Here is a 21,673-nt window from a genome sequence, read left to right on the forward strand (position 1 = left end):
GTCCCTCCCCGGTGTGTGGGCCGCCGTCTGTTCGGCGACGGCTCCGTCAATGTCTGGGCACGTAGCCTCTGTCCTTGTCCACGATGTTGTTCAGCGTCTCGCCGGCCAGCCAGCGCTCCGCATTCTCCACGAACTGCTCAGCCAGGGCGGCACTCCACCCGACGACGTCTCCGGACATATGGGGCGAGATCAGCACATTGTCCAGATCCCAGAGCGCAGAGTCCTGCGGCAGCGGCTCCTCGGCGAAGACGTCCAGCGAGGCGAAGCCGATCCCGCCGGTCTGCAGCGCCTCGATCAGCGCCGGCTCGTCCACTGATTCGCCCCGGCCGATGTTGACCAGGTGCGCCTCGGGGTTCATCGCGGCCAAGATCTCGGCGCTGATCAGGCCGGCTGTCTGCGGGGTCAGCGGGGCGGCGTTGATCAGGTGGTCGGCCCAACCGGCATGTTCGGCGAGCTCCTCACTGGAGACCACGTCGCCGAAATCGGGGTCCTCTCGGCGTGCTGTGCGGCCGACGCCGCGGACCTCCATGCCGACTGCGCGCAGCAGCCGCGCAGTCTCACGTCCGATGGCTCCGGTTCCGATGATCATGGCCCGCTGCCCTTGGATCCGTCGGGTCTCGCGGTGGACCCAGCGGCGCTCAGTCCGGTACCGGTGGCTGAGCGCGAACTCCTTGGCCTGGGCCAGGACGGCGCCGAGCACGAATTCTGCGATGGGGCGGTCGAAGAAACCCTGAGCGTTGGTCACGGTGACCTGTGAGGCGGCCAGCTCATCGAACATGAGCTTGTCCACCCCCGCGGCGGCCACGTGGATCCACTGCAGCCGATCTGCATGGGGCCAGGCGCTCTCCACCGCCTCGGAGAAGAAGTCCCAGAGGAAGAGGGCATCGGCGCCTTCCAGCGCCTGAGGCAGCCCGTCCGGATCCGTGATCCTGACCTCGGCGCGGCCCTCGAAGGCGTCCAGCCCGGGCGGCATGCGCTCCGGGCTGCTGGTGTCGGAAGGGATCAGCACAGCGATCACGGGCATGCAGCAACACTAAGGAGGGCTTGTTATGATTGTCAACAATCTGGCAGAAGAGCAGAAGGACCGAATGACTATGACAGACCCCACCTTCCAGCGGGTCAACCGCGAATCCACCGCGACCCTCATCACCCGCCAGCTGCGCGAGGGGATCATGAATGGCCACCTGCCCGCCGGGGCCCAGCTCTCCGAGGCCTCGCTGGCGCAGGAGTTCGGCGTCAGCCGCGGTCCGCTGCGCGAGGCTACGCAGCGCCTGGTCCAGGAGGGCCTGGTGCGCAGTGAGCTGAACCGAGGCCTGTTCGTCAAAGAGCTGGATGAGGCCGAGATCCGAGACCTCTACGTGGCACGCACCGCCCTGGAGACCGCTGCGGCGCGAATCGTGGCCAGAGACGGCTCAGCGACGACCCTCCAGCGCCTGCGCCGAGTCCAGGAGGACATGCGCACCGCGGCGGAGTCCGGCGATCTCCCCAAGCTCTCCGACGCCGACTTCGCCTTCCACCATCTGCTCGTGGAGGCCTCCGCGAGTCCGCGGCTGCGCCGGATGCACGAGACACTCATGGTGGAGACCCGCATGTGCCTGACCGCGCTGGAGGAGACCTACTTCGACCCCGAGGAGCAGGTGGACGAGCACCACCGCATCACCGAGGCCATCGCCGCCGGCGATGAGGCCGCCGTCGTCGCGGAGATCGAGGAGCATATGCAGGAGGCGCTGGACCGCCTCATCAGGGGATGACGGAATCACAGCCGCGACTGCCCGTCCCCGTCACACCCGTTCTCTCGGCAGATCAGCCTGAGGGCGTAGCGAGGGCATCGCGGTAGGCCTGCTCCAGGCGCTCCATCACCGAGACCGCACCCTCAGCAGGTTCTGCACCCAAGTGGAGCATGCGCAGCTCCTGCATGAAGTCCTCCCAGAGCTGCGGCCCACCCTCTTCGAGCACCTGGGCGCGGATGCTGAGCTCACGGCTGGCCGGGAGGAACCTTCTGCCCCAGCTGCCCAACTGCACCAGCACCGGCACCAGCTGGATCGACTGCTCGGTGAGGCTGTAGATCTGACGCTGCCGGTGAGTCGGATCCTGGGCCTTGGTGATCAGCCCGTTGCTGATCAGACGCTTGAGCCGGTCACTGAGGATGTTGGAGGCAATGCCTTCCTCCGACTCGTTGAGCAGCTGCCGATAGTGCCGACGACTGCCGAACATGATGTCTCGGACGACCACCAGGGACCAACTGTCGCCGAGCACCTCCACAGAGAGATTGATCGGGCAGCCCGAGCGGTGCACCTCTGCCATGCCCCTCCTTCTCCGGAATGAATACAAGAAACTGCTTGCATTCTACATGCAGTCATGGTGCGATGAGATCACCGGTTGCACTGTGCAATCGGATCCCATCTGAACGGAGAGACCATGAGCACTGCACGGATCCCACAGGTCTTCGCCTTCCTCTTCTGCTCCGTGGACGGATTAGTCGAAGACGCCCACCGAGGACTGGGGTGGAGCACCGGCGAGCCTGAGGTCTTCACCTGGCATCGGCGTCGGGCGCGACAGACCCCACATGTGGGCAGCATGTTGTTGGGGCGGAACACCTATGACCATTTCGCTGAGTATTGGCCCTCTGCGGAGGCCTTCCGAACTCAGCCGGAGATCGCGGCCTTCATGGAGACGACGCCGAAGACCGTGGTGACCAACCGGCCGGCATCTCTGCCTTCGTGGCAGGGAGCCCGCGCCGCAGAGGGAAGCGACCTCTCCGCACTGGTGGCACAGCTGCGCACAGAGCAGGAGGGGGACGACGGCGGAGACATCGCGGTCTTCGGCAGCTCCACCTTGGCGGCACAGCTGCTGAAACGCGGACTGCTGGACGAGCTGCGAATCCTGATCAGTCCGGTGGCGCTGGGCCGCGGAACTCCCCTGTTCCAGGGCCTGGAATCCCACGTTCACCTCCGAGCCGGCCCGACGACGACCTTCCCCTCCGGCGCGGTGCTGGTCACCTATGCCCCGGACAACGCAGGGGCAGCCTGATGGTGACATTCCTGTATTCCGCCACGGCATCAGCCGATGGGTACATCGCAGGCCCTGAGGGAGACATGTCCTGGCTGCTGCCCTTCCTGGGCGAGGAGCCGGACCCGGTGATCGCCGGCGCCATGACGCGGATCACCGCCATGCTGATGGGACGCCGGACCTTCGAGGGCAGCGATCCGCACGCCGGCGACACGGAGAAGGAAGGTGCCTTCGAAGGTCAGTGGGATGGGCCGCAGGTGGTGCTGACCCACCGGGCTCTGCCAGATCTACCTCCAGGCTTCCGCGTGGAGCACTCGCTCGACGGCGCACTCGCCTCAGCGCGGACGGCCGCCGGTGCGGACGGCGTCGTGAACATCCTCGGAGCGGATCTCGCCCGGCAATGTCTGGACGCCGGCGTGGTGGATGAGGTGATCATCGGCGTCGCACCGGTGCTGCTGGGCAGCGGCACTCCCCTGCTCTCGGGAGCAGCGGGCCCATTCCACCTGGAGCTGCTGCGGGAGACCCCTCCTGGGCACCGCCCTGGCGGCATCCGCGCCCGCCATTGCCGCGTGCTGCGTTGAGGCGCCCTCGCCGCTGCCCTACCTAGGCAGCGGCGTGACGGCCGATCAGCCCCAGATGGGTGTGCCGGAAGGGCCCCAGCTTCAGCCCGTAGCCCAGGGCCCGGTCCACCGCGACGTGGAAAGCCCAGCAGGCGGCCAACAGAACCAACCAATCAGCGTGGACGTGACCGAGCTGCAGGCCCGCCCAGAGCATGATCGCCGCGGCAGAGCCCGTGTAGTTGTGCACCAGGTTATAGAGGACGGCCCCCAGGCGCTGACTGACCAGGTAGCCCAGCGCGGAGAGATCGAAGACGAGGAACGCAGCCAGCAGCGCCCACCAGGGGTGGTCCATGACGATCATGGCAACCAGGATGGCGACGGCGAGCGCCGAGTTCTCCACTCGCTGCCAGATCGTCGCAGGTGCGGAGTGCGCATGTGAGTGCGGGAGCGTCTGGGCTGACATGTCAGGCCTTCCGAATCGGGCGAGGACTCCTTCAGACTAGGCGAGGTTCACCGCACAGAGATCCCCCGAAAGGCTGACTTTCCGTGAGCTCCGGCCTCTGAGACGTCGCTATTCCGGCACCTGCGCGCCGACCAAGCCGGTCAGCAGCTCAGTGAGATAGGCGTCCTCAGCGGTGTTGCCGGGCAGCTGCAGGGCGCGCCGATAGGATGAGGCCGCGGCCTCCTGCTCGCCGAGCTCCTCCAGGGTCATCGCGCGGGCGATGTGGAAGGGACGGTACCGCTGCAGCATCTCCTCCTCAGCCAGGCCCTCCATCTGCTCCAGCCCCACCCGCGGCCCCTGTGCCCGCCCCAGAGCCACCGCACGGCCCAGGCGCACCACCGGGCTCGGCTCATAGGATTCCAACATCCGGTAGAGCACCGCGATCTGTGGCCAGTCGGTGGACTCCACATCCGCGGCCTCCGCATGGACCGCAGCGATGGCGGCCTGGACAGCGTACGACGCCGCCCCGGCAGAGCTGGCTGCCCGCTGAGCCAGATCCAGGCCCTCCTCGATCAGCCCTCGGTCCCAGCGTCTGCGGTCCTGCTCGGCCAGCGGCACCGGACGGCCGGCGTCGTCGGTGCGGGCTGGGCGCCGCCCCTGGGTCAGCAGAAGCAGGGCGAGCATCCCGGTGACCTCAGCCGACCCTGGCAAGAGATCCCGCAGCATGCGCGCCAGGCGGATGGCCTCAGTGGTCATGTCGTCACTGGTATGAGCCCGGCCTGCTGAGCGCGCGAAACCTTCGGCATAGAGCATGTAGACCACCCGCTGGACCGCGGCCAGCCGCTGCCACGACTCCGCGCGTGCGGGGATCTCGAAGGAGATGCCGAGGCTTCGGATGCGGCGTTTGGCCCGTACGATCCGCTGCTGCATAGTCGTCACCGGAACCAGCAGGCCGTGGGCCACCTCCGCAGTGCTCATCCCCGCGAGGAAGCGCAGAGTCAGCGCCACACGCTCCTCAGGTTTCAGCACCGGGTGACAGCAGGCGAAGAACAGGCCCAACCGCTCGTCGACCCCGCTGTTCCCGACGCCAGCACCCGCAGCCCCGGCCGCCTCCGCCGGATCCCCGGTGCCCTCGGGCGCGGGAGCACGCTCCTGCAGAGCACCGAGGCGCGGGATGGCCCGGGCACGGGCCTGGTCACGGCGCAGCAGATCGATCCCTCGGCGCTTGGCCGCAGTGATCAGCCAGGCTTCGGGCACGCGTGGAACACCGTTCTGACCCCAGGTGCGCAGCGCCTGGACCATCGCCTCCTGAACCACCTCTTCGGCCAGGTCCAGGTCTGAGAAGTACCGGGCCGTCACGGCGAGCACACGGGCCCGCCCTTCGGGTCCCAGCTGGTCCAAGGCGCTGTGCACCTGCTCCGCGGAGGAGACCTCTGGGGACTCAGTCACCGCAGCCCTCACTCAGTAGGGGGCCACCGGGCGGATCTCTACGTGTCCGCCGGGTTTGGAGCCGGGGCTCTTCTTCGCCCAGGCGATGGCTTCATCCACGTCGGCCGCCTCGATGATGTAGGTCCCTCCGAGGAACTCCTGCACCTCGGCGAAGGGGCCGCTGGAGATGACCCGCTCCCCGGCGGCGTCGGTCTCCACCTTCACGGCGTGCTCGGGATCCTCCAGCGCGAAGGAGGACACCACCACGCCTGCCGCCGTGATCTCCTGGTCGAAGGCGAAGAACTCCTCAGGGTTCGCTCCGCCGTCCTCTCCGCAGTTCGGATCGTCCACACGGCCCATCAGCAGCAATGCGTATTTCATGGTCGCTCCTCATCTCTGCCCGGGAGCCCGCACTGATGCGGCCTCGCCGGGGTGTGGGTGTCAGACCGGACGGCCCGACATCATGATGACGCAGAGTCATGCGGAGAATCGACAGTTCGGCTGACACTTCTTCTGTCGCCGTCTTCTGACACGGGCATCCTCTTGACGCGCAGGTGCCGGAATGACGGCATCTCAGCGCCTCGTCCGAGACCTGCGCATCAGCCGAGCCGGGTGCGGAACTCAGCGACCGCGTCGCGGTAGGCCTGTTCACGGCGGTAGTCCACATGCCCGGCGAGATCCGACCACGGTTCACGCGGGGTCTCCAGCGGCACCGGCGTCTCCCCCTCCGGCGCTGACCCTGCCTCCTCGGCCGGGTCAGGGACCTCCTGGTCCACCTCAGCGTGACCTTCAGCTGCACCCAGCACGGGCCCTCCGATCGGGTCCGTGCGGCGGTAGAGGTTCCGCCAGCCTCCGGTCCCCGCGGCCAGCCGCTCGTGTGTGCGCTGCAGTGACAGCTCCCCGAAGTAGGCGGGAAAGACCTGCGCATAGAGCGTCGTGGTGGGCGCGCCGATGCTCAGCAGACACACTCGGGAGACCTCCTCCTGCGGCAGCGGGGCCAGGGCGGCATAGGCGATCGCCGAGCCCTGGCTGTAGGCGGAGACGACCACCCCGCCGTCCTCTCGGATGCCGTGCCGGATCCCCGCTTGGAACTCCAGCACGGCACGCGAGCTGTACGGCCGAACAGCCAGCGGGTGGAACCGGCGCGGCCAGAACGTCAGCACATCCCAGATGATCGCCACCGTGCGGCGCAGCATCCGGAGGCGCATCGACAGCCACACCACTGCGACGCCGACCAGCACCATGCCCGGCAGCAGCACCGGGGCCCGGTGAGCCCCCAGGGCCATGCCGCGCCAGGCCGCGGTACGACGGCGCAGCTGATCCTCCACATGCTCGGGCAGCTCATCGGCCCGGCCGCGGGCACGCCAGAACAGCAGCCATCCGATCACCAGGAGCACCCAGAGCACCACGGTGATGACGAAGGACTCGACCAGCGCCAGCTCCTGCCCCCAGCGTCCCGGCCCCATTCCGGCGGCCCGTGCCGCCAGCAGAGTCAGCCCGGAGAAGACACCGTTGGTCAGCGCCACGACCAGAGTCACGGCCACCGCGGGCAGAGCGCGGGGCACCGGCGCGCCGGCAGGCTGACCGCCGCCGCGCCAGGTCAGACCGGCCAGCAGCACGATCACCAGGATCTGCAGCAGTCCTATGACCAGGAAGATCTCGCCGAGTCCGAGCGTGGTGCTTCCCCACCTCAGCCCCGCCACCACCAGCACGACGACGCCGGTGGCTCCCAGCACTGCGGCGTGCCAGCGCAGCAGCCAGGTCATGGACCGGCCGTGGGAGAAGAAGGACCGGCTGCTCAGGTCCTCCTCCGGATGCCATTCGGCCGGGGCCTCTTCCTCAGGGACCGCTGTCCCGTCTGGGGTTCTGGCCTCGAAGCGGCGCCGGCCGACTTCAGCCACTCGCAACAGCACCACCACCAGCGCGAGGGTGGCCACCAGACCGGCCGGCACTCCGATCGCCGGACCGACAGGCAGGTCCGCCTCGCGCAGCGCCTGGTAGCCCAGATAATCCACAGCGATGATGGCCGTCCAGAGCACATAGGTGCTGGTGAGCAGTCCGGCTGCGAGATGGACGACGCCGCGGATCAGCATCCACCGCCAGCGGGCGATCCGTGCCCCGTGGGCCCAACCGGCCACGTTGACCAGGGTGAAGGGAAGCAGCAGGACCCAGAGCGGCTGCAGCGCCGAGCCGGAGGTGAGCCCACCCCAGAGGTACCCCTCGACAGACGGGTCCTCCCGGCGCGCGATCAGCTGGGTGCTGCGATCACCACGGATCAGCGTGGTCTCGGCCGGGTCATCCAACCCCAGCAGCTCGGCCCCGGGAGACCCTCCGACGCCGTGGATCCGCAGCTCACGCATAGCCATCATGGCGAGTCTAATACCTGGTGGGGACCTGATCGCTCCCCTGCCCAGAAGCGGTCGAACCTGCCCGAACCCCCATCGCACCGAGTCTTGACTCGATCTCTTTCATCCCTGATTATAAAACCACATGGTTACACATCACGCCGCTCAGCTGGACCTGCCCGACGATCAGGTCGACCGGATCTTCCGGGCGCTGGCAGATGCCACCCGCAGGGACATCATCGGCCGAACCCTGACCGAGGAGTCCTCGATCTCGGAGCTGGCCCACCGCTACGAGATGTCCTTCGCGGCAGTCCGCAAACACATCACCGTTCTGGAGGAGGCGCAGCTGGTGAGCACCCATCGCAGCGGACGCGAACGGCGCATCCGAGGAAACCCGGAATACCTCCAGAAGGCCCAAGCTCTTCTGATGACCTACGAACGCCTCTGGCGAGCGCGGACCGACCGACTCGATGCGCTGTTGGCAGAGGACTGACGATGACCTGAGAGGAATCCTCATGCCTGTCACCCATATCCAGAAGAACCCTGAAGCTCTGACCCTGACCGTCACCTCTGACTTCGCAGTGCCGGTGCGGCGCCTCTGGGACGCCTATGCCGACCCGCGGCAGCTCGAGAAGTTCTGGGGGCCGCCCACCTACCCGGCCACCTTCACCCGCCATGACCTCTATCCGGGCGGACGGTCCGAGTACTACATGACCGGGCCGAACGGCGAGCATGCTGGGGGCTATTGGGAGTTCCTCTCCGCGGAGGAAGGACGCTTCTTCGAGGTGATCGACGGGTTCGCCGATGAACAGGGCCGACCGAACGACCAGCTGCCAGCAGGTCGGATGACCTTCAGCTTCGAGCAGACCGCCGAGGGGTCACGGCTGACCATCGTCCAACACTTCGGCAGCCTCGAGGACATGGAGACCCTGCTGGAGATGGGGCAGGTCGAGGGCATCGAAGCGGCCCTGGGCCAGGCCGATGCAGTGTTGGCCGACCTGCGCTCCTTCGCCGCCGGCCGCGAGGTGGACATCCAGATCCTCAGCGACACCCAGATCCGGGCCAGCCGCATCATCCGCGGCAACGTGGAACAGGTGTGGCAGGCCCAGCATGACCCGGAGCTGCTCAAGCGCTGGCTGCTCGGCCCCGACGGCTGGGTCATGACCGAGGCGACTGTGGCCCAGGCTGTGGGCGAGACCTACCGCTATGCCTGGGAGCCCAGCGTCGGCGTCGAAGGTGAGGCCTTCGCCTTCACCGGCGAGCTCCAGGAGAGCCGGCCGCCGCACCGCGAGGTGAGCACCGAGGCTATGGAAGGGGTGGATGGACCGCCCACACTCAACGAGCAGACTCTCACCCCGGTGGATGGCGGAACGCTGCTGACCATCGTCATCACCTATGCCGATGCGCAGATGCGGGACATGATTCTGGGCACCGGCATGGCCGAAGGCATGGAGGCCAGCTACGCCCGCATGGAAGCCGAGGTGCTGGCATGAGGCGCCTGATCATCACCGCCTTCGTGTCGTTGGACGGGGTCATGGAGGGTCCCGGCGGGGAGAAGGGCTATCGGAATGCCGGGTGGACTTTCAATCAGCTCCCTCATGACGATGCCGTCTACGAGCTCAAAGAGCGGGAACAGGCAGAGGCCGGCGCGCTGCTGCTGGGGCGCCGCAGCTATGAAGCGTTCGCCCCGGTCTGGCCTTCGATGGCCGAAGAGTTCGCCCGGTACAACGAGCTGCCGAAGTACGTGGTCTCCTCCTCCCTGCGCCCGGAGGACCTCGTCGATGGGTGGGGCGAGATCACCATCCTCCGCTCCTTGGACGAGGTGGCCCGGCTCAAGGACGGCGACGGCGGTCCGCTGTTGGTCCAGGGAAGCTCAGACCTGGGTCATTCGTTGGCCGAGGCCGGCCTGGTGGATCGCTACCACCTGCTGGTCTTCCCGCTGCTGCTGGGGGCGGGCAAGCAGCTCTTCCCCACGAGGAATAAGGATGTCACCCGGCTCCAGCTGATAGAGCATGAGACATTTTCGAACGGAGTGCAGAAGACGATCCTAGACGTGTCCCGGGAGGGATCATGAGCACCGTCGTCGCAGATATCTCTATGGGACTGGTGGAAGTGCTCCGCATCCATCTCTCCCCGGTGCTGCTGGGGGCCGGGACACGACTCTTCGACCTGGTTGAGGCGCCGATCCTGCTGCACCAAGCCGACGCTCTCGTCACCCCACATGCCACCCACCTGACCTATCGACTGCAGAAGGATTGACACCATGACCAACGAGATCACCATCGCTCTGCCCACCGAGGACCGCGTCCGCGCCTATGAGTTCTACCGAACAGCCCTGAACCTGGCCTCCGTCGGGGAACCGGCCGAGGACGGAGTGCCGGAGCCGCTGCAGTTCCGACTGGACACCGGCACCACGCTGATGTTCGTCCCCACCGGTGGATTCGGTTGGGTCCTCGGTGGGCGAGACTCTGCGCCTGCCGGCTCCCACGAAGTCCTGCTCAGCCTCACTCTGGGCTCTGCGGAGGAGGTCCGAGCGGCAGCTGAACGCATGCTCGACGCCGGTGGGGAGATCGTACTCGAACCCACCGAGCAGCCCTGGGGCTTCTCGGCTGTGACCACAGATCCGGATGGTCACGCGTGGCAGCTGATCGCAGCACAGGGCTGAGCGCGCCCAGGCGCCAGAAGTTCAGCGCTGCTCGAGCAGACGGTACTGCTGGTGCTCCTTGCGGTCGCGCACCACAATGCCCTGGTCAGCCAACTGGTCCCGCAGGGACTCAGCCTCACCGGCGCGACTGTCGGCGAGGGCCCGACGCCGAGCACGCAGCAGGGTGTGGGAGTGTTCACTCAGCGCCGCGCTGCGGTCCACCCAGTCTGCGAACTCGGTCTCCCGCGGGTCCCCGACCCCACACCACGGGTAGTCGAACTGCTCAAGGGCCTGCGCCAATCGGGGCGCCAGGCCGCTGTCCGAGGACGTCCGGGAGAGCTCCTGGGCGCCGTCGCCGATCAGCACGAGATCATCTTTGTCCAGGAAGATCTGCGCGATCTCAGCACGGAGATATTCCGCAGTCGTGACTTTGGATTCCAGCCGGACCGCCTGCTGGTCGATGACCACACGGCCGACGTCGTCGCTCCAGAGCGAGAAGACGATCCACCCGGCTACGGCACCGAGAACGGCCAGCAGCGGGACTGAGGCGGCCAGCGGCAGCTGGTCCATCAATCGCAGCGGCCCCGGAGCAGAGTCGATCCGCCCCAGCAGCCAACCCACCACCGGCCCCACGAGGAAGGCCGCTCCGAACCCTGCAGTCGCACCGACACCGGCGAACACCACACCCAGTGTGGAGTTCAGCGAGACAGTGGTGCTCGCATCAGACATCTGCACTGCTCCTTCGACGGCCTGAGGTGCTGAGGCTGCGCCCCGCCTCGACAGAACTCATAGTAGTGTAAAACCGAGCGGTCACTCTACTAATGTGCTGCTGCGAGGACGGAGGTGTCATGCCACGACGCGTGGATCCGGTGAAACATGCCGCCAAGCGCCAGCACATCCTGGACAGTGCTGCAGTGCTGATAGCCGAGCAGGGGTATGACCGCACCACCACGTCACAGCTGTGCTCCCAGGCGGGGATCAGCCTGGGCACCCTGTATCACTACTTCCCCGGCAAGAAACAGATCTTCCTGGCCGTACTCACTCAGGATCAGCAGGACACCGCCACGCTGCTCGATGGGCTTCTGGACGCTGAACAGTCCGACGCCGTCGAGGCCTTGATGACCTTCGTCCAGCACCTGGCGGAGCCGGCCACAGCTCATCCGTTCGTGCCCAAGCTGGTCCTCGAGGCCATGCTGCAGGCGCATCGCGACCCGGAGATCCGCTCCACTCTGGAGGGAGCCGAGACCTCAGAGCGTGACGGCATCCGCAGACTTCTGGCACGTGCCACGGCCGCCGGACAGGTGGACCAGGAGCTGAACTCCGACGACGCCGTCGCCTGGATCAGCGCCCTGATCAACGCTCTCTATCTGGAAGCGGCCATGAATCCGACCTTCGACGCCGCCACGCAGCTGCCGCTGCTGATGCGCACGGTGCGCGGCCTCCTCCGCTCCCCCGGCAAGCAGCACCCGCGGGCGTGACGCAGCCTCCTTCAGGACTCAGAGATGCGGGACTGGGAGATGCGGCGCAGGCGCTGAGCCAGTCGGGCGGCGGCATCCCGCAGACCTGGGGGCTCGAGCACCTCAACTTCCACGTCCAGCAGGGCCAGGTGTGCCACCATCCAGTCGAGGTCGTCGGCGCCAGCGACGAGCAGGGCCCACCCGGGCTCGGCGTCGGGCTCGATCCTGCCCATGTGCGACGGGATCTCCCGGCGCAGCTCCTCGACACCTGCCTGCAGACGGACCCTGGCGAGATGCTCATAGGGGGCTTCGGCGATGGATGCCTGGATGTACTGCACCGGGTCAGGGTGATCCCGGGGCGCGAATCGGAACGTGGTGACTTCCACTTGGTCCATGCGGTCCAGCCGGAAGCTCCGCCAGTCCTGCCGGTCCAGGTCGAAGGCCATCAGATACCACCGCCATCCGGCGGCCACCATGCGCACCGGCTCTGCTGTTCGCTGCTGCGACTGCCCATCGCGGCGGCGATACCGGCAGCGGATCCGCAGTCGGTCACGGCACGCGTGGGCCATAGCGGTCAGGGTCCTGACGTCGACCTCTTCAGCGCCTCCCAAGGAGTCGGTGGACTCTCCGACCGCTTGGACCCGGCCGCGCAGGCGCGGGGGCATGACTTGGTCGAGCTTCGTCAGAGCACTTAGCGCAGACTCTTCGATGCCGGAGACGGTCCCGCCCGCGGCGAAACGCAGTGAGATCGCCGTAGCTGTGGCTTCCTCATCATCCAACAGCAGAGGCGGCAGCTTCTGACCTGCGCCCAGTCGGTAGCCTCCACCCGCACCAGAGACAGCATTGACGGGGTAGCCCAACGCGCGGAGCCGTTCGACATCGCGGCGCACAGACCTCTCGGTGACAGCCAGCTCATCGGCGAGAGCAGACGCCGTCCAGGACGGCTTCTTCTGCAGCAGCGCCAGCAGCCGCAGGACCCGCTCCACTGTTCTCTCCGTGGCCATACCGTCATTCTTCCTCAGATCCCGGACCAGAGCTGTCCGCAATCTTCCTCACACTGAGAGGACGACCCTCGATCCCAGGAGAGACGATGAGCCGCTCAACCACCGCCCCTGCACTCCAGGTCACCTTCGACGCCCACGATCCTCGCGGCCTCTCACGCTTCTGGCGCGATGCCCTGAACTATCGCCACCCATCCCCTCCAGGAGTGGACGTCCCCGAGAACACCGACCCCTTGGAGGCTTGGGACGGTTTCCTCGAGGAGATCGGTCTGCCCCGGGAGGACTGGAACGCCTTCTCCGCATTGGAAGACCCGGCCGGCGTCGGACCCCGCCTGTTCTTCCAACAGGTTCCTGAGGAGAAGGTCACCAAGAACCGTCTGCACGTGGACCTGCACGTCGCAATCGACGCTGCGGGAGAGCCGCTGTTCGGAGACGACCGGTTCGAGGTGTTGGAGACCGAATGCGACCGGCTGATCGCACTCGGCGCCCAGAGGCTCCACCGTCAGGAGCCAGAGATGCCGCTGATCTGGGGGCACATCATCATGGCCGACCCTGAAGGCAACGAGTTCTGCCTGGACTGAACGGCAGGGCACCAGGTCGTCTGACCCTGGAGCGCTATACGGTCGTCTCGATCCGCAACGCTGCGACCAGATCGCGGTAGAGCTCGCTGCTGCCCAGCAGCTGAGCATGTGTACCGCGGGCAGTCACCCGGCCGCCGTCCATCACCAGGATCTGGTCCGCATCGATGATCGTGGACAGCCGGTGGGCGATGGTTACCACGGCCCGGGTCTTCGCGACCTCGGCGATGGTCTCCTGGATGGCGGCCTCAGTGATCCCATCCACCTGGGCCGTGGCCTCGTCCAACAGAAGGACCTGCGGCTCGGCGAGCAGGGCCCGGGCCAGGGAGATCCGTTGGCGCTGACCGCCGGAGACGTTGGTCTCGGTCAGTGCGGCATCCAACCCCTCTGGGAGCGAGGCGATCTTCTCGGCCAGGTGCAGCCGCTCGAGCACCCCCTGGACCTGCTCCTCGGAGGCACCGGGATTCGAGAACAGCAGGTTCTCCCGAATGGTCCCAGGCACCACCGGGGTCTCCTGCTCCACGTAGGCGAAAGCAGAGCGCGCCTGGGCGTGGGCCAGCTTCTCATAGGGCACCCCCGACAACAGGATCCGGCCCTGGTCGGCCTGCAGGAAGCGCAGCATGAGGTTCAGCACGGTGGTCTTCCCGGCCCCCGAGGAGCCCACCAGCGCCACATGCCCGGCCTGCGGCACGGTGAGGTCCAGGTCAACGACGGCGGGCTCCGCCTCGGCGCCGTAACGTGCAGTGACCCCCTGCATCTGCAGGGCGGGGACATCTCCCGAGGTGGGGACCCGCGCAGCGGTCCGACTTCCGCCCTGTGCGGCGAGCCGATTCTCGGCAGTGCGGACGCCCTGATCGGCGCGCCCGGTCACTCGTACCTCCAGAGCGGCATCCTCGGCGGGCAGCTTCTCAATCTGGGCGATGCGTCCCGCGGCAGCGAGCCCCGACTGCAGCGTCGTCAGGTTCTGCGTCAGCTCCATCATCGGGCCCATGAGGCCCCATACGTAGAGCAGGAAGGCCACCAGAGTCGGCACGCCCATCTCCTCGATGCTGACCCGGTAGGCGCCGAAGCCGAGCACCACCACGATGGCCAGCTCCATGGCACCGCCGCTGATGGTCCACGCTGTGGCCTGAGTCCGCACAGAGCGCATGCTGTGGCGACGAGATTCCCCGGCGTGCTCCATGACCGCCTCATAGCGGGAAGCCTCAGCGGAGGACGACTTCACCGTCTTGACCGCACGCACGGTTCCCTCCACCTGGGTCCCCAGGCCGGCGAGCGCGGCCTGAGCCTTCTCCTCGGCCTTGGCGATCCGCGGCATGAGCACTGCGAAGCACAGGAACACCACGGCGACCGCGCCCAAAGTGGCCAGCAGCAGCGGCAGGTCCAGCCAGGCCATGATCACCAGGGAGCCGACCAGCGTGACGGCACCGTTGATGAGCCCGATCACCGAACTGGAGGCGGCCTGGTTGAGCAGCACAGTGTCACTGGTGGTCCGGGTGACCAGCTCCCCCGGGCTGTGCCGGAGCAGATCGAAGACGCGACTGCCCAGATAGCGCAGCACCATACGGCGTCGGGCGTCATAGACGATGTCCTCGGCCAGCCTTCCCAGCAGGACCCACTGATACCATCCGACGGCAGCGCCCACCACCAGCAGGCCCAGCAGGATCAGGACGGGGTTGAGCAGCGAGCCGCCGACCTCCAATGTTTCGAGCACCCATTCGGTCACCAGGGGGCTGATCAGGGCCATGGCAGAGGTGAGCAGCCCCAGCAGCAGCGCGACGGCGAGCGCCGGCAGGTAGGGCCGGGCGAAGGACCAGAGGATGCGGACCCGCGCCGAGGTGGGCATGGAATCAGCCGCAGAGCCTGCAGGCTGGAGGGGAACGGATGATGCGTCAGTCATAGTCATTATTGCGACAGATCTGTACCATTCTTGTCAATGATTGATTCACTACGGGACATTCACTTGCCGTTCTGGCTATAGTCTTGTGGCATGCCACAGAACAGCTTCGCCGCCGAACGCACCCGACGCGCAATCCTGGAGGCCGGCATCGAGGTGCTCAGCGCCGACCCCAGCGCCCCGCTGTCCGAAATCGCCACCAAAGCCGGAGTCTCCCGCAGCACCTTCCATCGATACTTCAGCGACCGGGAAGCCCTGCGCAGCTCGGCCACCGACCTGGCCGAGCAGGCCTGGGACGAAGTGGCCGACCGGGCCCGCTTAGAGGAGGGCACCGGGTTTGAGGCCTACCGGCGACTGTGCACCGAGCTGCTGGACAGCCTGTCCGTGCTCGTCTGGTGGTGGGCGGCCACCTCAGAGAACGCGCAGCAGAACGTTGAGGAGCCTGACGAGACTGAGCAGCGCATCGGGGCGATGATCGCCCGTGGTCATGCCGACGGCAGCATGGACCCACAGTTGAGCATGGAATGGCTCAGCAGCTCCATGTGGGCCATGCTCTACATGGTCCACCACCTGCCCGGCGAGTCCGGCGGACGGATCAACGGCTTCGAAGCCCGGCAGCAGGCGATCCGCAGCCTGCTCAAGGCAGCCGCCGCGGACCCGTCCGCACACTGACCTATCCAGGCATGAGGCTGGCATGACGTCCGACGACTTTGAAGAGGTACACCGGCCCAAACCACCGTTGACGAGAATCAGCCACCGCGAGGTCGCATAGGCTGAGACCCGCCGCCACGATGTTCGCCGTCACCCGTCGACTCCGGGGCTTCATCTCGACCTGGTCGAGGGCAGCAGTGGACGCCACTGCTGCCAGGTGCCGACCAGCAGCAACCGTCCAGGAACCTTCTCCGGTGAGGGGCACGATGTAGGGCTGAACATGCAGCACCGGAAATGCCAGACGCCTCAGCCCAGTGCCGTCCGCGTACTTGCTGCGGGTCCCGGCGCATTGGAAGGCCACGAGACCACCCACCAGGTCGAACGCCTGGAAGCCCATCACCGCTCCGCGGAGTGGGCCTGCGCGCCGAACGGCCCGCAGACCCACCCCCAGAGCACTGTCCGCGGCGAAGGACAGAACGGCAGCCGACTGCGCAGGAGTCAGCTCGCCCACGATGCTCCGCCAGAATCCCGCCGAGGTCGTCCTCCCTCACCTCTCTGGTCGACGTTGCTGCGCGCCAGACTGCCTCACGCGTGAGCGCAGACGCCAGACCTATCGGCTCAGGCTCTTGAACTGCCGCACGGCAAGCGGCAGGAAGATCGCCATGATCACTGCGGGCCAGATGATCGCGCCGGCCAAGGCGTGCCCGTCGATCCAGTAGGCCGGCTCCAGGTACTCGATCCCCGGCGTCGCGAAGAGTTCGCGGATCGCCGTGGCTGTGGAGGAGACGGGGTTCCATGCGGCGACAGCACCCAACCAGCCCGGCATCATCTCCGGCGGCGTGAACACCGCAGAGATGAAGCCCAGTGGGAATGCCACGGCGAACAGGGATCCGGCCGTCTCGGTGTTCTTGATGCTCAGCCCCAAGAAGATGCCCACGAATATCAGTGCCAGGCGCAGCCATAGCAGCAGGAGGAAGGCCAACAGTGTGGCCCCGATGCTCCCGCCCGAGCGCCAGCCGATCAGCAGCGCCACTCCTGCGATCACCGCCAGATCCATGGCCGCCCGGATGACGTCAGCGACGGCCCGGCCGGTCACCGGCGCGGAGGTGGACATGGGCATGGAGCGGAACCGATCCATGAAGCCCTTCTCCTTGTTATGGGTGACCGCATAGGCGGTGTCCATAAAGCCCAGGGCCATCGTCATGGCGAACATGCCCGGCATCGCGAAGTCCACATAGCCCTCGCCCGCGCCCTGCCCGGTGACGTCCATGGCGGAGCCGAAGACGTAGACGAACATCAGGACCATCACTACGGGGAAGCCGATCTGCCACCCGAAGGTCGAGGGCTGACGCAACAGGTGCGTGAACTCCTGGAGCACGATGGTCCAGCAGTCGCGCAGCGACCAGATCAGACCGGAGCCGGAGGCCTCAGGGGTACGGCTTCCGAAGAAGCTCGGTGTCGTCGTCGTTGTCATCGGGTCTCCTCAAGGGTCTTCGGCTCGTCCTGCTGGACGGCCTGCGGGGCAGCTCCCTGGCCACCGCCGGTCAGGTGCAGGAATGCTTCGTCCAAGGTGGGGCGGCGCAGGCCGATGTCTGCGATCTCCAACCCCTGGGTGCGGATCTCGGCCGCCGCCATGGTCAGTGCGGCCACCCCATCCGGCACGGGCACACTGACCCGCGATGCGGAAGCATCAGCAGAGACCTCGACGCCGGCCACCCTCCCGACCAGCTCGGCCAGCCGGTTCAGCTCAGCAGGGTCGGCGGCCACCACCTCCAGGCGCTCCTCCCCGATCCGCCGCTTGAGCCCGGCCGGGGTGTCCTCGACGAAGTTGCGGCCGTGGTCGATCACGCTGATCCGGTCACAGAGCTTGTCGGCCTCATCGAGATAGTGGGTGGTCAGCAGGACCGTGGTGCCCTGAGCGGCCAAATTCTCCACCGCCTCCCAGACCTCTCGGCGCCCGGCCGGGTCCAGCCCCGTGGTGGGCTCATCCAGGAACAGCACCTGGGGCGCCAGGATCATGGAGGCAGCCAGATCCAGCCGGCGCCGCATACCGCCGGAGAACTTCTTGGGCGAACGGTCGGCGGCCTCCTCCAGGCTGAAGAGCTCCAGCAGCTCCTCCGCCCGCCGCCGTGCCTGCGCCTTAGGCAGCCGAAAGAGCCGGCCGAACATGGTCAGGTTCTGTCGCGCCGTCATCAGGTCGTCCACCGCTGTCTGCTGTCCGGTCAGCCCGATGCTGCGCCGCACCTGGCGCGGCTGGGAGACTACGTCGTGGCCGGCCACGCGCGCCTGGCCGCCGTCGGGGATGGTCAGCGTGGCCAGGATCCGGACCGCTGTGGTCTTGCCGGCTCCATTGGGCCCTAACAGCCCATGGACGGTGCCGCTGGGGACAGCGAGGTCGACCCCGTCCAGGGCCACCTTCTCCTTGTATGTCTTGACGAGACCTTCGGCCTCGACTGCGGATTCAGAAGGCATCAGAAGTCCTCTCATATCTGAGTACGTTGTACGGCGTACGATGCACGCAGAACAGTACCGTACACTGTCCGCAGTACACAATCCCCTGGATCCCACGAGGTGCCATGAACGAGCAGAACCCGGTGGTGCAGAGTCTGAGGCTGCTCTGGGAAGGCCTTCCAGAGCCCAAGAAGGGCCCCAAACCCACACTGACGCTGGAACAGATCGTCCAAGCCGGTGTGGAGCTGGCTGACCAGGAGGGACTCGACGCCGTCTCCATGCGGAAGTTGGCGCAGAAGCTCGGCGTCGGAGCGATGTCGCTCTACCGCTATGTTCCCTCGAAGACCGAGCTGCTGAATCTGATGCTCGATGCCGTCAGCGGCCCGGATCCCACCAGAGAGTCCGCCTTCGCGCGGGGGTGGCGCGCCGGGTTGGAAGCGGTGGGCCGCGGCGGACGCGCCCAGTACCTCACTCACCCCTGGCTGCTGCAGGTCAACTGGACCCAGCCGGTGCTGGGCCCGAACTCGATGGCAGACATGGAGCTGATCTTCGACGGGCTGCGCGAGATGCCGCTGAGCGACCAGCAGAAGATGCAGGTGATCGTCGCCCTGGACTCCTACGTCACCGGTGCCGTGCGCCAGGAGATCCTCTCCAACCGAGCGGCCTGTGAATCCGGGATGACTGATGATCAGTTCTGGGAGAGCCAGGCCCCGATGCTGGAGGCGATCTTCGCCAGCGGGCGATTCCCGGTCATGGCAGCGCTGTCCGAAGACACCTTCGCCGGAACCTGGGAGGAGCACTTCGAGCTGGGCCTCGACCTGCTGCTCGACGGCGTGGAGAAGCAGGTGGCCCGCCGGGAGGCCTCAGGGAGCTAGGAACGCGCGGATCCGAGATGCCACCCGCGGCCAGTCCGAGGCGAACCAGATCAGGTGATGCTCCGCCGAGGTCTCCATCAGGGTGGCCTGCGGCAGCATGGCCGCAAGCTCTTCGGCATGCGAGAAGGGAACAGAACCGTCTCTTCTGCTGTGGATGACCAGCGCATCCTGCTGCGGCCTCCACGCACGTGGACTGCGGAGCAGGTCGAGGTCGCGAAGAAACCCCCGTCCCGAGCGCAGCTGCGAGGCGGCCGCTGCCAGGTCTTCACGATTCTGCTGGGTGAGCGCGGTCACCGCTTGTTTCCCGGGCAGCGTGGAGAGCTGCCCCACCAAGGAAACCAGCCCGGCCTGCCGCGAAGTCTTCATCATGGCGCGCATGAATCCCCAGGTCAGCCGCTCCCCTCCTGGCCCAAGCGTCAGCCGAGCCACGGCCCTGGTGCGGGCATCAGGCCAGGGAGCCGGCCCCACAGAAGACTGCAGGATGAGCTTCTGGACCAGTCTCGGATGCCGCTGGGCCATCGCCAGGGCAGTGGGCCCGCCCGCTGAGATCCCGACGGCGACCACTCGCCGGACCCTCAGCTGCTCACACAGCGAGTGCACGGCATCGCAGAACCGTTCGACTTCTGCCGTGGGCGAGTCTGCTGAGGGTGGGGCCGACGTCGTGCGCCCATAGCCGGGACGGGTTACCGCGAGCACTGAGTATCCGAGGCCCGCGAAGCTCTCCTCCCCCACGGCGAAGCCGGCGTGCATATGACCACCGGGGAAGATCAGGGCCGCGTCCTCTCCCCGAGATTCATGCCGGTATTCCACAGTGGCAGCACCCAGTTCGGCCACCTCGGTGGGGCGAGTCACGCCTGTCATGGCCTCAGCGTAGGGCGCACCGCTGGGGAATCACAGTGTCGACTTCATAACGTGAAGGTTCAGCGTGGGCATCAGCCCTCGGGAGGAAGAGCTCCGGAGCATTCTCGGAACACCCCGCTTCCACACTGGCAGTGCACAGTTCCCCACACTGACCGGAGGAAGACACCATGTCTGTCACTGAGAAGCCCACACTGGCCATCATCATCGGAAGCATCCGCCCCGACCGGTTCGGCCCGACGCCGGCTTCCTGGCTCGCCGAGGAGGCGCAGCTCCACGGCTCCTTCGACGTCGACCTCATCGACCTGGGCGACTACGCCCTACCCATGGAGCTCGCTGGCGATGATCCCGCCGCCACCCCACCGGCTGGGGTCCTGCGGCTCGGCGAGCGCCTGGCCGCAGCGGACGCCTTCGTCCTGGTGACACCGGTCTATAACCGCAGCTACTCCGCGGCCCTGAAGACCGCCATCGACTGGTTCTATGCGGAATGGGCCCTGCGGCCGGTCTCCTTCGTCTCCTACGGAGGCAACACCGGCGGCCTGACCTCCATCGAGCACCTGCGCGGCATCTTCCCCGAGTTCCCCTCCGTGACGGTGAAGAACTTCATCTCTCTGCCCGACTTCTGGAAGCTCTTCGACCACGATGGCACGCCTGTGGACCGCGAGGGGCTGCGCGAACGGGCAGCAGCAGTGCTCGATGAGCTGGCCTGGTGGGCCCCGATGTTGCGGGACGCCCGGGCCAGCCGTCCCTACCCGGGGCTGGACTTTGCGGCGGCGCCCAACGGCGAAGACCGCACTGACAGCGGTGAAGTTCAGGCGGCAGACCTCACACCCGCGGCGGCCTCGGCGTAGCGGAGCGCCATGTCATCACACCCCGCCTCCACCTGATCACCGACCCGGACAATGAGCCGGGCCAGGTTCAGGGGTGCTGCCCGAAAGGACGTCTGGCTGGGCTGCGGGCCGCGGATCAGGACTTCGGCACCACGATGTCGTTGACCGGACCGGGCGCACAGGCGATCTCCCATCGGTATCCGTCCGGATCCCCGAAGTATCCGCTATATCCGCCCCAGCTGCGTCTCACCGCCGAGGAGACCGGCTCCGCACCGGCCTGCGCTGCCGCAGCCAGCACGGCGTCGACCTCCTCCTCGGAAGCCACATTATGCGCCATTGTCAGCGGAACGACGCCGGCTCCCGTGCGGATCGGCCCGACCTCCTCTTCGAACTCGTCAGTCGCCCAGAGCGAGAAGAGCAGGTGCTCCCCGGTGCGGATCATCACGACGCCGGGCGCCTCCAATTCGGGCGTCCATCCCAGTCCAGTGACATAGAACTCCCGCGAGCGCCCGACATCGGAGACGGCCAGAGTGATCAGTGAGATGCGCTGCTCCATGGCTGAACGCTAGCGCCTGCGACTGCCCACCACCAGAGTCAGGCGGGCCCTGACCCCTCTCCCGTTCCGGTCACCTTCCGGTCCTCCGCCC

27 protein-coding genes are annotated in these 21,673 nt (G+C 67.0%); 13 read left to right on the forward strand and 14 right to left on the reverse strand.

Annotated elements, in window-relative coordinates:
• Positions 1-46: 46 nt before the first annotated feature.
• Entirely contained in the window at positions 47-1,024 is a 978-nt protein-coding gene (locus tag JOF45_RS09260; RefSeq protein ID WP_210049243.1) for a D-2-hydroxyacid dehydrogenase, read from the reverse strand.
• A 64-nt stretch (positions 1,025-1,088) separates the two neighbouring features.
• Between JOF45_RS09260 and JOF45_RS09265 the strand changes: the two genes are divergently transcribed.
• Positions 1,089-1,751, forward strand: coding sequence for a GntR family transcriptional regulator (locus JOF45_RS09265; protein ID WP_245324193.1), 663 nt, complete (start codon positions 1,089-1,091; stop codon positions 1,749-1,751).
• A 52-nt stretch (positions 1,752-1,803) separates the two neighbouring features.
• On the opposite strand, the gene JOF45_RS09270 is transcribed toward JOF45_RS09265, so the two are convergent.
• Positions 1,804-2,304, reverse strand: coding sequence for a winged helix-turn-helix transcriptional regulator (locus tag JOF45_RS09270; RefSeq protein ID WP_210049245.1), 501 nt, complete (start codon positions 2,302-2,304; stop codon positions 1,804-1,806).
• Between the two features lie 114 nt (positions 2,305-2,418).
• Between JOF45_RS09270 and JOF45_RS09275 the strand changes: the two genes are divergently transcribed.
• Both JOF45_RS09275 and JOF45_RS09280 read left to right on the forward strand, forming a co-directional pair.
• The gene (locus JOF45_RS09275; RefSeq protein WP_210049247.1) at positions 2,419-3,030 is read left to right on the forward strand and encodes a dihydrofolate reductase family protein; all 612 of its coding nucleotides are present in this window, start codon (positions 2,419-2,421) and stop codon (positions 3,028-3,030) included.
• Positions 3,030-3,590 (forward strand): dihydrofolate reductase family protein, encoded by a 561-nt coding sequence (locus JOF45_RS09280; protein WP_210049249.1) that lies wholly within the window; start codon positions 3,030-3,032, stop codon positions 3,588-3,590. Before JOF45_RS09275 ends, JOF45_RS09280 begins: the two co-directional genes overlap by 1 nt.
• 22 nt (positions 3,591-3,612) lie before the next feature.
• Here JOF45_RS09280 and JOF45_RS09285 read toward each other — a convergent pair whose 3' ends face one another.
• From JOF45_RS09285 to JOF45_RS09300, 4 genes are all read right to left on the reverse strand, one after another.
• Positions 3,613-4,032 carry a DUF4260 family protein gene (locus JOF45_RS09285; protein ID WP_210049251.1) on the reverse strand — a complete coding sequence of 140 codons (420 nt, stop codon included), beginning with the start codon at positions 4,030-4,032 and terminating at the stop codon, positions 3,613-3,615.
• A 108-nt stretch (positions 4,033-4,140) separates the two neighbouring features.
• Complete coding sequence (locus JOF45_RS09290; RefSeq protein ID WP_342591452.1) at positions 4,141-5,460, reverse strand: RNA polymerase sigma factor; 1,320 nt, start codon at positions 5,458-5,460, stop codon at positions 4,141-4,143.
• Between the two features lie 12 nt (positions 5,461-5,472).
• Positions 5,473-5,820: a YciI family protein gene (locus tag JOF45_RS09295; protein ID WP_210049253.1), complete on the reverse strand. Its 348-nt coding sequence runs from the start codon at positions 5,818-5,820 to the stop codon at positions 5,473-5,475.
• A 218-nt stretch (positions 5,821-6,038) separates the two neighbouring features.
• Complete coding sequence (locus JOF45_RS09300) at positions 6,039-7,805, reverse strand: hypothetical protein (RefSeq protein ID WP_210049255.1); 1,767 nt, start codon at positions 7,803-7,805, stop codon at positions 6,039-6,041.
• Between the two features lie 124 nt (positions 7,806-7,929).
• Here JOF45_RS09300 and JOF45_RS09305 point away from each other — a divergent pair, with 124 nt between their 5' ends.
• The 5 genes from JOF45_RS09305 to JOF45_RS09325 are packed head-to-tail and all read left to right on the forward strand — an operon-like array spanning position 7,930 to position 10,449.
• Positions 7,930-8,277 carry an ArsR/SmtB family transcription factor gene (locus JOF45_RS09305; RefSeq protein WP_210049257.1) on the forward strand — a complete coding sequence of 116 codons (348 nt, stop codon included), beginning with the start codon at positions 7,930-7,932 and terminating at the stop codon, positions 8,275-8,277.
• 22 nt (positions 8,278-8,299) lie between these two features.
• Positions 8,300-9,277, forward strand: coding sequence for an SRPBCC family protein (locus tag JOF45_RS09310; RefSeq protein WP_210049258.1), 978 nt, complete (start codon positions 8,300-8,302; stop codon positions 9,275-9,277).
• Positions 9,274-9,858, forward strand: a complete 585-nt coding sequence (locus JOF45_RS09315) for a dihydrofolate reductase family protein (RefSeq protein WP_210049259.1) — start codon at positions 9,274-9,276, stop codon at positions 9,856-9,858. Before JOF45_RS09310 ends, JOF45_RS09315 begins: the two co-directional genes overlap by 4 nt.
• Positions 9,855-10,043, forward strand: a complete 189-nt coding sequence (locus tag JOF45_RS09320) for a dihydrofolate reductase family protein (protein WP_210049260.1) — start codon at positions 9,855-9,857, stop codon at positions 10,041-10,043. The genes JOF45_RS09315 and JOF45_RS09320 overlap by 4 nt, the downstream gene beginning before the upstream one ends.
• 4 nt (positions 10,044-10,047) lie before the next feature.
• On the forward strand, positions 10,048-10,449 hold the full coding sequence (locus JOF45_RS09325; RefSeq protein ID WP_210049261.1) for a VOC family protein: 402 nt from the start codon (positions 10,048-10,050) through the stop codon (positions 10,447-10,449).
• 21 nt (positions 10,450-10,470) lie between these two features.
• On the opposite strand, the gene JOF45_RS09330 is transcribed toward JOF45_RS09325, so the two are convergent.
• Positions 10,471-11,157 (reverse strand): YqeB family protein, encoded by a 687-nt coding sequence (locus tag JOF45_RS09330; protein ID WP_210049263.1) that lies wholly within the window; start codon positions 11,155-11,157, stop codon positions 10,471-10,473.
• A 119-nt stretch (positions 11,158-11,276) separates the two neighbouring features.
• On the opposite strand from JOF45_RS09330, the gene JOF45_RS09335 reads away from it, so the two are divergent.
• Positions 11,277-11,906: a TetR/AcrR family transcriptional regulator gene (locus tag JOF45_RS09335; RefSeq protein WP_210049265.1), complete on the forward strand. Its 630-nt coding sequence runs from the start codon at positions 11,277-11,279 to the stop codon at positions 11,904-11,906.
• A gap of 11 nt (positions 11,907-11,917) precedes the next feature.
• Here JOF45_RS09335 and JOF45_RS09340 read toward each other — a convergent pair whose 3' ends face one another.
• Complete coding sequence (locus JOF45_RS09340) at positions 11,918-12,889, reverse strand: helix-turn-helix transcriptional regulator (protein WP_210049267.1); 972 nt, start codon at positions 12,887-12,889, stop codon at positions 11,918-11,920.
• Positions 12,890-12,975: 86 nt separating this feature from the next.
• Between JOF45_RS09340 and JOF45_RS09345 the strand changes: the two genes are divergently transcribed.
• Complete coding sequence (locus JOF45_RS09345; protein WP_210049269.1) at positions 12,976-13,467, forward strand: VOC family protein; 492 nt, start codon at positions 12,976-12,978, stop codon at positions 13,465-13,467.
• A 34-nt stretch (positions 13,468-13,501) separates the two neighbouring features.
• Here JOF45_RS09345 and JOF45_RS09350 read toward each other — a convergent pair whose 3' ends face one another.
• Complete coding sequence (locus JOF45_RS09350) at positions 13,502-15,364, reverse strand: ABC transporter ATP-binding protein (protein ID WP_245324194.1); 1,863 nt, start codon at positions 15,362-15,364, stop codon at positions 13,502-13,504.
• A gap of 90 nt (positions 15,365-15,454) precedes the next feature.
• On the opposite strand from JOF45_RS09350, the gene JOF45_RS09355 reads away from it, so the two are divergent.
• The gene (locus tag JOF45_RS09355; protein ID WP_210049271.1) at positions 15,455-16,033 is read left to right on the forward strand and encodes a TetR/AcrR family transcriptional regulator; all 579 of its coding nucleotides are present in this window, start codon (positions 15,455-15,457) and stop codon (positions 16,031-16,033) included.
• Position 16,034: 1 nt separating this feature from the next.
• Here JOF45_RS09355 and JOF45_RS09360 read toward each other — a convergent pair whose 3' ends face one another.
• From JOF45_RS09360 to JOF45_RS09370, 3 genes are all read right to left on the reverse strand, one after another.
• On the reverse strand, positions 16,035-16,523 hold the full coding sequence (locus JOF45_RS09360; protein ID WP_210049272.1) for a hypothetical protein: 489 nt from the start codon (positions 16,521-16,523) through the stop codon (positions 16,035-16,037).
• A 99-nt stretch (positions 16,524-16,622) separates the two neighbouring features.
• On the reverse strand, positions 16,623-17,486 hold the full coding sequence (locus JOF45_RS09365; protein WP_210049273.1) for an ABC transporter permease: 864 nt from the start codon (positions 17,484-17,486) through the stop codon (positions 16,623-16,625).
• The gene (locus JOF45_RS09370) at positions 17,483-18,484 is read right to left on the reverse strand and encodes an ATP-binding cassette domain-containing protein (protein WP_210049274.1); all 1,002 of its coding nucleotides are present in this window, start codon (positions 18,482-18,484) and stop codon (positions 17,483-17,485) included. The genes JOF45_RS09365 and JOF45_RS09370 overlap by 4 nt, the downstream gene beginning before the upstream one ends.
• A 104-nt stretch (positions 18,485-18,588) precedes the next feature.
• Between JOF45_RS09370 and JOF45_RS09375 the strand changes: the two genes are divergently transcribed.
• Positions 18,589-19,338: a TetR/AcrR family transcriptional regulator gene (locus tag JOF45_RS09375; RefSeq protein ID WP_210049275.1), complete on the forward strand. Its 750-nt coding sequence runs from the start codon at positions 18,589-18,591 to the stop codon at positions 19,336-19,338.
• On the opposite strand, the gene JOF45_RS09380 is transcribed toward JOF45_RS09375, so the two are convergent.
• The gene (locus tag JOF45_RS09380) at positions 19,327-20,199 is read right to left on the reverse strand and encodes an alpha/beta fold hydrolase (RefSeq protein ID WP_210049277.1); all 873 of its coding nucleotides are present in this window, start codon (positions 20,197-20,199) and stop codon (positions 19,327-19,329) included. The two genes, JOF45_RS09375 and JOF45_RS09380, sit on opposite strands and share 12 nt — an antisense overlap.
• A 167-nt stretch (positions 20,200-20,366) precedes the next feature.
• Here JOF45_RS09380 and JOF45_RS09385 point away from each other — a divergent pair, with 167 nt between their 5' ends.
• A complete protein-coding gene (locus JOF45_RS09385; protein ID WP_210049279.1) occupies positions 20,367-21,047 on the forward strand; it encodes an NADPH-dependent FMN reductase in 681 nt (226 codons plus the stop codon).
• Positions 21,048-21,162: 115 nt separating this feature from the next.
• On the opposite strand, the gene JOF45_RS09390 is transcribed toward JOF45_RS09385, so the two are convergent.
• Entirely contained in the window at positions 21,163-21,582 is a 420-nt protein-coding gene (locus JOF45_RS09390) for a VOC family protein (RefSeq protein WP_210049281.1), read from the reverse strand.
• Between the last annotated feature and the right edge of the window lie 91 nt (positions 21,583-21,673).

Origin of the sequence: Nesterenkonia lacusekhoensis (assembly GCF_017876395.1) — a bacterium.
GTDB classification, from domain to species: Bacteria; Actinomycetota; Actinomycetes; order Actinomycetales; family Micrococcaceae; genus Nesterenkonia; species Nesterenkonia lacusekhoensis.

What these genes read in the sequence shown, in the direction of transcription:
- JOF45_RS09260 (WP_210049243.1), bottom strand. Translation starts at nt 1,024, where the DNA reads ATGCCCGTGATCGCTGTGCTGATCCCTTCCGACACCAGCAGCCCGGAG.
- JOF45_RS09265 (WP_245324193.1), top strand. Translation starts at nt 1,089, where the DNA reads ATGACTATGACAGACCCCACCTTCCAGCGGGTCAACCGCGAATCCACC.
- JOF45_RS09270 (WP_210049245.1), bottom strand. Translation starts at nt 2,304, where the DNA reads ATGGCAGAGGTGCACCGCTCGGGCTGCCCGATCAATCTCTCTGTGGAG.
- JOF45_RS09275 (WP_210049247.1), top strand. Translation starts at nt 2,419, where the DNA reads ATGAGCACTGCACGGATCCCACAGGTCTTCGCCTTCCTCTTCTGCTCC.
- JOF45_RS09280 (WP_210049249.1), top strand. Translation starts at nt 3,030, where the DNA reads ATGGTGACATTCCTGTATTCCGCCACGGCATCAGCCGATGGGTACATC.
- JOF45_RS09285 (WP_210049251.1), bottom strand. Translation starts at nt 4,032, where the DNA reads ATGTCAGCCCAGACGCTCCCGCACTCACATGCGCACTCCGCACCTGCG.
- JOF45_RS09295 (WP_210049253.1), bottom strand. Translation starts at nt 5,820, where the DNA reads ATGAAATACGCATTGCTGCTGATGGGCCGTGTGGACGATCCGAACTGC.
- JOF45_RS09300 (WP_210049255.1), bottom strand. Translation starts at nt 7,805, where the DNA reads ATGGCTATGCGTGAGCTGCGGATCCACGGCGTCGGAGGGTCTCCCGGG.
- JOF45_RS09305 (WP_210049257.1), top strand. Translation starts at nt 7,930, where the DNA reads ATGGTTACACATCACGCCGCTCAGCTGGACCTGCCCGACGATCAGGTC.
- JOF45_RS09310 (WP_210049258.1), top strand. Translation starts at nt 8,300, where the DNA reads ATGCCTGTCACCCATATCCAGAAGAACCCTGAAGCTCTGACCCTGACC.
- JOF45_RS09315 (WP_210049259.1), top strand. Translation starts at nt 9,274, where the DNA reads ATGAGGCGCCTGATCATCACCGCCTTCGTGTCGTTGGACGGGGTCATG.
- JOF45_RS09320 (WP_210049260.1), top strand. Translation starts at nt 9,855, where the DNA reads ATGAGCACCGTCGTCGCAGATATCTCTATGGGACTGGTGGAAGTGCTC.
- JOF45_RS09325 (WP_210049261.1), top strand. Translation starts at nt 10,048, where the DNA reads ATGACCAACGAGATCACCATCGCTCTGCCCACCGAGGACCGCGTCCGC.
- JOF45_RS09330 (WP_210049263.1), bottom strand. Translation starts at nt 11,157, where the DNA reads ATGTCTGATGCGAGCACCACTGTCTCGCTGAACTCCACACTGGGTGTG.
- JOF45_RS09335 (WP_210049265.1), top strand. Translation starts at nt 11,277, where the DNA reads ATGCCACGACGCGTGGATCCGGTGAAACATGCCGCCAAGCGCCAGCAC.
- JOF45_RS09340 (WP_210049267.1), bottom strand. Translation starts at nt 12,889, where the DNA reads ATGGCCACGGAGAGAACAGTGGAGCGGGTCCTGCGGCTGCTGGCGCTG.
- JOF45_RS09345 (WP_210049269.1), top strand. Translation starts at nt 12,976, where the DNA reads ATGAGCCGCTCAACCACCGCCCCTGCACTCCAGGTCACCTTCGACGCC.
- JOF45_RS09350 (WP_245324194.1), bottom strand. Translation starts at nt 15,364, where the DNA reads ATGACTGACGCATCATCCGTTCCCCTCCAGCCTGCAGGCTCTGCGGCT.
- JOF45_RS09355 (WP_210049271.1), top strand. Translation starts at nt 15,455, where the DNA reads ATGCCACAGAACAGCTTCGCCGCCGAACGCACCCGACGCGCAATCCTG.
- JOF45_RS09365 (WP_210049273.1), bottom strand. Translation starts at nt 17,486, where the DNA reads ATGACAACGACGACGACACCGAGCTTCTTCGGAAGCCGTACCCCTGAG.
- JOF45_RS09370 (WP_210049274.1), bottom strand. Translation starts at nt 18,484, where the DNA reads ATGCCTTCTGAATCCGCAGTCGAGGCCGAAGGTCTCGTCAAGACATAC.
- JOF45_RS09375 (WP_210049275.1), top strand. Translation starts at nt 18,589, where the DNA reads ATGAACGAGCAGAACCCGGTGGTGCAGAGTCTGAGGCTGCTCTGGGAA.
- JOF45_RS09380 (WP_210049277.1), bottom strand. Translation starts at nt 20,199, where the DNA reads ATGACAGGCGTGACTCGCCCCACCGAGGTGGCCGAACTGGGTGCTGCC.
- JOF45_RS09385 (WP_210049279.1), top strand. Translation starts at nt 20,367, where the DNA reads ATGTCTGTCACTGAGAAGCCCACACTGGCCATCATCATCGGAAGCATC.
- JOF45_RS09390 (WP_210049281.1), bottom strand. Translation starts at nt 21,582, where the DNA reads ATGGAGCAGCGCATCTCACTGATCACTCTGGCCGTCTCCGATGTCGGG.